At 68.4% G+C, this 7,533-nt stretch carries 4 protein-coding genes and 1 tRNA gene; 2 read left to right on the top strand and 3 right to left on the bottom strand.

Annotated elements, in window-relative coordinates:
- The coding region (locus AC08ON_RS14105) for a heme-binding beta-barrel domain-containing protein (protein WP_476607965.1) at positions 1-603 on the bottom strand (603 nt) is incomplete at its 3' end.
- Positions 604-827: 224 nt separating this feature from the next.
- Positions 828-4,343 (bottom strand): pyruvate:ferredoxin (flavodoxin) oxidoreductase, encoded by a 3,516-nt coding sequence (nifJ, locus tag AC08ON_RS14100; RefSeq protein WP_476607966.1) that lies wholly within the window; start codon positions 4,341-4,343, stop codon positions 828-830.
- Positions 4,344-4,561: 218 nt separating this feature from the next.
- Between nifJ and AC08ON_RS14095 the strand changes: the two genes are divergently transcribed.
- Positions 4,562-5,554 carry a ParA family protein gene (locus AC08ON_RS14095; RefSeq protein ID WP_476607967.1) on the top strand — a complete coding sequence of 331 codons (993 nt, stop codon included), beginning with the start codon at positions 4,562-4,564 and terminating at the stop codon, positions 5,552-5,554.
- A 177-nt stretch (positions 5,555-5,731) separates the two neighbouring features.
- Positions 5,732-5,816, top strand: a tRNA-Leu gene (locus AC08ON_RS14090).
- Here AC08ON_RS14090 and AC08ON_RS14085 read toward each other — a convergent pair.
- Positions 5,798-7,465, bottom strand: coding sequence for a recombinase family protein (locus AC08ON_RS14085; RefSeq protein ID WP_476607968.1), 1,668 nt, complete (start codon positions 7,463-7,465; stop codon positions 5,798-5,800). The genes AC08ON_RS14090 and AC08ON_RS14085 overlap by 19 nt on opposite strands.
- Positions 7,466-7,533 lie beyond the last annotated feature (68 nt).

Genomic DNA, 7,533 nt, shown 5'->3' with positions numbered 1-7,533 from the left:
GTCGGACAGGCGCCGCAGCACGTTGCGGTCCGTATGGGCGACCGGGTCGGACACCCGCTCGTGATCGATGGTGGTCGTGGAGATGTAGGCGAAGCTCCCGTTGCCGGTGACGGTGATGCTCACCTCGTAGCGGATACTGTTCGCCGCGCGCGCCAGGTAGGGGTTGGACAGGATGCCGTACGTGGGGGAGCCGGCCTGCGCCCGCAGGGTGAAGTCGGTCGCGTCCGGCGCCACGGCACCACCGGCGATCAGGACCGCACCGCGGGGCACCATGAAGCACCGCATGACGTGGCCGAGATCGGCGTCCCACAGCCAGTAGCCGATCTCAGTGTGGAACGCCTTCTCCTCGCCAGCCCGCCACGCGGCCATGTGGTAGTCGAGGCCGTAGAGACACTGCGGGCCGTTGTCCACGGGACCGAAGGGCTTGAAGGTGACCCTCTCGCGGTACGGGGTCTCGATAATCGTGCCTTCGGCGTTGCCGAAGGCAACGTCCACCCCCTGGTCGCCCTCCCACTCACCGGCCAGGGCCGCCAACGGACCGAACTCCGGGCCGACTTTTCCCGCCTTCTCCGTCTTCCCTGGCTTTCCTGTCGTTTCCGTCACCGCAAATCCTCCTTGAACGAGAAATTACCTATAGGTGACACAATTCCAAAACATGCCCGGAACATCTCGACATTACTGTCAAATTCCTGCAAGCCGCTATTGCGCGACTCTCAAGCCGCGCCGGACGGCGTATTCACCGTGCTCATGGGCCCGCCCTCAAGATCGAACATTTCGCCGGTCTGTGGGTACGGCGCCGCTTTGGTGGGTACGGCGCCGCTTCAGTCTTACGTGGTGGTGTTGCGGGGGTGGGCGGCTTCGTGTTCGTAGGTCTGCCAGCGCCCGAGGATGTCGCGTTGGGCGAGTGCCGCGAGCTCGTCGGCTTCGTCGGGGTTGACGGTGTTGAGGAGGGTGAACCGGGATTCGGTGGCGGCGAACTCGCTGAAGGGGATGGACGGTGCCCGCGAGTCGAGGGAGAACGGCCTTTCCGCGCGGGGGTCGACCCGGTAGAGCGGCCAGTATCCCGATTTCACCGCGGCTTTCTGGTGGGCCAGGCCGTCGGTCATGGTGATGCCGTGGGCGATGCAGTGGCTGTAGGCGACAATGAGGGACGGGCCGTGCCAGCTGGCCGCCTCGTTGAAGGCTTTCACCGTGTGCTGGTCGTTGGCGCCGAGGGCGACCTGCGCGACGTACACGTCGCCGTAGGCGGCGGCGAGCAGCCCGAGGTCTTTCTTGCGGGTCCGTTTGCCGCCGCCGGCGAACTTCGCGACCGCGGCGCGCGGCGTCGACTTCGACGCCTGCCCACCGGTGTTGGAGTACACCTCGGTATCGAGGACGAGCACGTTGACATCGCGTCCCGACGCGAGCACGTGGTCGAGGCCGCCGAAGCCGATGTCGTACGCCCACCCGTCCCCACCGATGATCCACACGCTTTTGTCGACGAGGTCGTCGAGGACAGCGTCGAGGGTGGTGTCGTGGTCGACGGTGGCCAGCCGCCGGCGTAGTTCGGCCACCCGCTGGCGTTGGTCGAGGATGCCGGCCTCGGTCGACTGGTCGGCGGTGAGCAGCGCCTCGACGAGCGTGCCGCCGACCGTCGCGGTCTGTGCGCGCAGCAGTCGGCGGGCCTCGCGGGCCCGGCTGTCGAGCGCGAGGCGTATCCCGAGCCCGAACTCGGCGTTGTCCTCGAACAGCGAGTTCGCCCAGGCCGGGCCGCGGCCGTCGGTCCCCGCCGACCAGGGTGTGGTCGGCAGGTTGCCGCCGTAGATGGACGAGCATCCCGTGGCGTTGGCGACGATGATGCGGTCACCGAACAGCTGCGTGAGCAGTTTGAGGTAGGGCGACTCCCCGCAGCCGGCGCAGGCGCCGGAGAACTCGAACAGCGGCTCCCGTAGCTGCGAGCCGCGGACCGTGTCCGGTGGGGCGAGCGCCGGTGGGACCGCCGGCAGCGTTTCGCGGAACGCCCATCCGGCACGTTCCTCCTCGAAGCGGGGTGCGGCGTCGACCATGTCCAGGGCGCGATGGCCCTCGATCTCCCGGCTCTTCGCCGGGCAGGCCTCGACGCAGATGCCGCAGCCGGTGCAGTCGTCCGGTGCCACCTGCACCGCGAGCCGGAACGCCGCGAGGGTGCGGTCCTTCGGCTTTTTGTGCCGGAACGACGCCGGCGCGTCGGCGAGCCGCGCCGGGTCGAACAACGTCATCCGGATGGCGGCGTGCGGGCAGGAAATCGCGCACTTGCCGCAGTCGATGCACAGGTCCGCATCCCACACCGGAAGCTCGCGGGTCAGGCCGCGTTTCTCGTACCGGGCCGTCCCGACGGGGAAGGTGCCGTCAGCCGGTAGTGCGCTGACGGGAAGCAGGTTCCCCTCCCCTGCCATGATCCGCGCCGTCACCTGCCGGACGAACGCGGGCGCCTCGCCGAGCAGCTGCCGGCGCGCCTGCCCCGTGACCACACGAGCCTGCAGGTCGATCTCGTGCAGGGCGTCGAGCGCGGCATCGATGGCGGCGAAGTTACGCTGCAGCACGGCGTCACCGCGTTTGCCGCGGGCGGCGCGGACGCCGTCCTTGACCGCCGCGATCGCCTCGTCGCGGTCCAGCAGACCGGACAGCGCCAGGAAACAGGTCTGCAGCACCGGGCTTACGATCCCGGGCATGCCGGCCTGCTTCGCCACCCGGTCGGCGTCGACGACGAACAGGCGCGCATCCCGGTCGAGCAGGTGCCGCTGCGCGTCGGCCGGCAGATGCTCCCACACCTTCTCCGGCGCATGCGGGCTGTTGAGCAGCACGGTGGCACCCGGCGCGGCCACGGCGAGCACGTCCACCCGTTCCAGCAGCGAGGACTGATGACAGCCCACGTACTGGGCGTTCTGGATAAGCCACGGGGAGTCGACCGGTCGTGGCGACAGCCGCAGATGCGAGACCGTCATCGACCCCGACTTCTTGGAGTCGAACACGAAGTACGCCTGCGCGTGCAGCGGCGTGCGAGCTGCGACGATACCGGCCGTTGCCCGCGTGGCACCCACCGTGCCGTCGCTACCGAGCCCGTAGAACACCGCCCGCAGCACGTCATCCGGCTCCGGGACACGGTCGTCGTCCACCTCGAGCGACAGGTCCGTGACGTCGTCGCGGATACCCACCGTCACCTCCCGGCGCGGCGCCGCGCCGGCCAGCTCGTCGAACACCGCCGCCGCCATCGCCGGGGTGAACTCCTTCGACGCCAACCCGTAACGGACACCGATCACCCGCGGCATCCGCTCGGGCCGTTCCGCGAACGCGGCGACGACATCCAGCCGCAACGGCTCACCCGACGCGCCCGGCTCCTTCGTCCGGTCCAGGACCGCGACCGACCGCACCGTCAGGGGCAGGCACGCGAGCAACGCCCGGCCGTCGAAGGGACGGAACAAACGAACCTGGACGAACCCGACCCGCTCGCCTCGCTCGACCAGCCGGGTGACCGCCTCCCGCACCGCCGACCGACCCGACCCCATGACGACCACAACCCGCTCGGCCTCGGGATGACCCTGATACTCAAACAGGCGGTAGGCCCGGCCCGTCGCCGCGGCCAGCCGGTCCATCACCCCCTGCACAATCCCGGGAACCGCGGCGTAGAACGTGTTCGACGCCTCCCGGGCCTGGAAGAACGTGTCGGGATCCTGGGTGGTGCCCCGGATCACCGGACGGTCGGGGGACAACGCCCGGCGGCGATGGGCATCGATATGCCCGGCGGCCAGCAGACCACCCAGCGTGCCGTCGTCGAGCAACGCCACCTCGTTCAGCTCGTGCGACGTGCGGAAACCGTCGAAGAAGTGCAGGAACGGCACCCGCGACTCGAGCGTTGCCGCATGCGCCACCGCGGCCAGGTCATGCGCCTCCTGCGGCGACGCCGAACACAGCATGGCGAAACCGGTCGACCTCGCCGCCATCACATCACTGTGATCACCAAAGATCGACAGTGCGTGCGTGGCCACGGTCCGGGCCGCGACGTGGAGAACCATCGGTGTGAGCTCACCGGCGATCTTGAACATGTTGGGCAGCATCAGCAGGAGACCCTGCGAGGCGGTGAACGTCGTCGACAGTGCACCCGCCTGCAACGCCCCGTGCACAGTGCCGGCGGCACCACCCTCACTCTGCAGCTGGACGACCTCGGGCACCGCACCCCACAGGTTCGGGCGGCCCTTCGCCGCCCACGCATCGGCCAGCTCCCCCATAGCCGACGCCGGGGTGATCGGATAGATCGCGATCACCTCGCTCGCCAGGTAGGCCACCAACGCGGCGGCTTCGTTCCCATCGATCGTCTTCTGACCCATACATCCCAGACTCAGGCGTCCGGAGGCGGATCGAGGAGGGACTTCCTTCCCGTCCCCGAAGGCGGAAGTCACCAGTATCCGACTCCCGACGACGTTACCGATCCAGAAACAGCCGTAGTCTGCTGGTGAACCGGACGCGGAAGCATTGCGGGTCCGGCCGAGGAGACACGACGTCCCTCCGCCGCCGGGCGGAGCGCGCGACCGGGAGCGAGGATGCGGTGAAGGCCGTGGCGATCGCCAGCTACAAGGGCGGGGTAGGCAAGACCACGCTCACCGCAAACATCGGCGCCGCGATCGCCCGGCTGGGGAGACGGGTACTGATGATCGACTTGGACCCGCAGGCGAACCTGACCTTCTCCTTTTACCGACCCGAGACCTGGCGGACGGACCTCGCCGACCACCGGAGAACCGTCAAGGCGTGGTTCGAGTCGTGGCGGCCGGAGACCACCCCACCGCCCCTCGCGGGGTACGTGACCACACCATCGGTCGTCAACGCCGCCGTCGCCGCGGGCGGCGGCACGTTGGACCTGCTCGCGTCGCACCTCTCACTTGGCGACATCGAGATGGACCTCACCGCCAGGCTGGGCGGGGCGCGGGCCCACCGGTCCACCAGGTACTACTTCGACGTCTACCAGCGGCTGGCCACCGGGCTGGCGTCCTTCTCCACGTACGACTACGACCTTGTGCTCATCGACTGCCCGCCGAACTTCGGAGTCATCACCCGGGCCGCGATCGCCGCCTGCGACCACCTGCTCATCCCGGCCCGGCCGGACAACCTGTCGACGCTGGGCATCGAACATCTGATGAGCAGACTGGGCCGGTTCGTCTGGGAGTACAACAGGGTCGCGGGGTTGCAGTCCGGGATGCATCCGGCCGTGAAACGACTCGAACCGCGGGTGCTCGGTGTTGTTCTCATGATGGTCCAGTACTACGGCGGTCGGCCGACCAGCTTCCTGCGGCCCTACATCCACCAGGCATCTGGTCTCGGACTCCCGGTGTTCGAGTCGATGCTCCGCGTGAGTAACCGGAGCTTCGCTGGAGCGGCTGGAACCCAACTGCCGGCGGTGCTGTCCGCGGATCTCCCGCCCGAGGTGGCCCGGGAGCTGATCAGCCTGGTCGAGGAGTTCCTCCGACGGGTCGGGGCGGCCAGCCGCATGGCGGGCCCGTCGCGTAGGCGAGGCCCAGAGGCCCCGGCGGCCGGCCAGTCATGATCGACATCCCCCGGGGTGCACCTCAAGTAATGATCATACTGCTTCTCGTTCTCGTCGAAGCGGGCCAGAACTCGCAAGTCGGGACTTGATCGTCTGATGGTCGGGGGTAGCGACAAGCACCCCCTTGGAGCGTGTAGCATCGCAGTCGTTCGCGGGTGAGACATCCGCGAACCACCTGTCCGGGTGGCGGAATGGCAGACGCGCTAGCTTGAGGTGCTAGTGCCCTTTAACGGGCGTGGGGGTTCAAGTCCCCCCTCGGACACGTTCCATTACCCCACGGTAGGTGCTGTCGATCTTCATGGCGGCCCTCACTGTGTTGGTTGCGGGCTGGTAGGTCAGGTGCAGGCGCAGCTGGCGGTACAGGTCCGCCTTCTCGGCGGGCTCCGCTTCGCTGAGAGCGCTCGCGATGTCGCCGAGCGACTCCACCATAGTAGCGATCTCTTTGCGGGTCAGCCGCCGCTTGTCGATCTCCCTGGCCTCGCGCAGCTCCCGCTCGGCGGTGGTCTTCTCGGCTTGGACCTGTGCGATCCACCCGGCGATGAGCGCCGGGTCGGCTCCAGCGTCGAGGGCGGACCGGTAGCGGGCCAGCTTGGTGTTGCTTTCCTCGATCGCCCGGCGGGCTCTCTGCACGGCGAGGTCGTCGGTGGATGAGCTGGTCTGGGCGGCCACCATGGCATCGAGGGTGGCGGACAGCTGCGGCGGCGCGAGCGCCTCGGCGATCCACCGGTCGAGTGCCGGTAGGACGGCGTCTTCGCGGACGTAGACGTTCGTCGGGTGAACGATCGTGTTCGCCAGGGCGTACTCCTGCGGGTAGCGGCAGCGGTAGTACGTGACCCCGCGGGCTGTGTGTCCCCGCATCTTCCGCTCACAGACACCGCAGTAGAACGCCCCCCGCAGCGCGTATGGCTGCCGCGTACGCGGCGCCTTCTGATCGCCGGGCCCTCTGCCCCGACCGGCGAGGAGTTGCTGCACCGGGGTGAACAGCTCGGTCTCCACGATCACCGGGTGGACCGGCTCCTCGGACCAGACCCACTTGTCCGAGGGGTTCCACCGCAGTTTGGTGGTGTGCCCGAGGCTGACGTCCTCGACATCGAGGAGGACCTCGTCCTTGCGCTGGCGGTTCCAGACCTGCCGGCCGGTGTAGCGGGGGTTGGTCAGGATCGCGCGGACCGCTCCCTTCGACCAGGCCTTCCCCGTGCGATGGGAGTTGCGGGCGGGGTCATGCGCGGACGGGCTGGGGATGCCGTCGCGGGTGAGCCCTTCGGCGATCGCGAACAGGCCGGCGCCCCGGAGGAACTCGGCGAAGATCCGGACCACCACAGGTGCGGTCTCCTCGTCGAGCGCGAGGCCGTGTAGCCGCCGGCCGTCGGCTGCCTTGGCCGGGTTGGGGTGCGGGCCCAGGTCGCTCAGCTGGTAGCCGTACGGCGGCCTGCCACCGAGGAAGCGGCCTTCAACCTTGGCCTGGGCAGCCATCGCCGCCCGCACCCGGACCTTGACCCGGTTACGCTCCCCCTTCGACATCCCACCGAACACCGACATGATCAGCTCGTGGGCTTCGTTCGGGTCGATCGGCCCACCGATCTCAGGCACCCACAGGGGAATGTTGTAGTGGGTGAACAGCGGGAAGACCAGGCCGAACTGATTGCCATAGAACGCCCGTTGCGGTTCTCCGATGACGACCGCGTCGAAGCCGCGGTTCGGGTCTTTCAACGCCTGGAGCAGAGCGTTCGCCTGCGGTCGGCGCTGCCACGGTACCGCTCGGGACTGCCCAGCGTCGAAGTACTCGACCACGATCTCGCCGTCGTGCGGTTCGATCAGCGCCTTTGCCCGGGTCACCTGCCATGCGCGTGATGATTCCGGGTCCTGCTGGTCCTCGGTCGAGCAACGACCTTCAAACGCAAATATGATCATCAGGCTGCCCTTCCCTTCCGGTCTCGCGGTTTACCACCCAGGGCTGCGCGAAGGTCGCGTGGTGTGAC

It is taken from the genome of Frankia sp. CoWAU3 (genome assembly GCF_977971855.1).
This window is presented reverse-complemented; position numbering and strand designations above follow the sequence as displayed.